Below are 778 nucleotides of genomic sequence, written 5' to 3'. Positions count from 1 at the left end.
CTGTCGTAGGATACGTCGTTACACCATCATTCGCAAAGGCTTTTTTCCTTATTTCTAGATATTGTTCTGTATTAAGTAGTTTAGGAAGCTTAGTAGGGTTAATAACAGTGGTAGAAGCATCTATAGAAATACTTGTTTTAGTCGCTTTTCCCTTCTTTGTAGTAATCAATAGTACACCATTGGCTCCCCGAGATCCATAAATAGCAGTAGCATCAGCATCTTTCAAAACTTCGATAGATTCGATAGATTGTGGATCGATATAATTTAAAGGATTTATAGTTGACCCATAAAAGATTTGTGCTGAGGTTGAAGTATCTCCTATCGAATTGGTATCAAATGGAACACCATCTACTATAAATAGAGGATTATTTCCCGCAGCAATACTATTTTGGCCTCTTATCCGAATGGTATAGCCACCTCCAGGAGTTCCAGAAGTTGGTGTAATCTCTAAACCGGGAACACGACCTTGCAAAGCATCTAAAACAGAATTCACGGGCTGAGTCTCTATTTCCTTAGCTGTTACACGAGCAATAGACCCCGTACGTTCTTTGTCTTTTACAGCATAGTACCCCGCATTTATCACCACATCTTTTAGCTGAATCCCGTCATCTTCTTTTATGAAACTTACATTTATCACACTTCTATTCAATACCTGTTCTTCTCGAATAGGGAAGTCCAATTGCTCAAAAATTAGTTTAGCATCATCATTTTGTAAAGTCAACGAATAATATCCATTTGCATCAGTTTGCACACTATTCTGTGTACCTTCTTCTGTTAC

At 37.7% G+C, this 778-nt stretch carries 1 protein-coding gene; it reads right to left on the bottom strand.

Annotated features, from left to right (window positions below; genetic code table 11):
- Positions 1–778: TonB-dependent receptor plug domain-containing protein (locus B4A23_RS05635; RefSeq protein ID WP_291117880.1), on the bottom strand; the 778-nt coding region annotated here is incomplete at both ends.

Source organism: Empedobacter sp. UBA7248 (genome assembly GCF_002472945.1).
GTDB classification, from domain to species: Bacteria; Bacteroidota; Bacteroidia; order Flavobacteriales; family Weeksellaceae; genus Empedobacter; species Empedobacter falsenii_C.
This window is presented reverse-complemented; position numbering and strand designations above follow the sequence as displayed.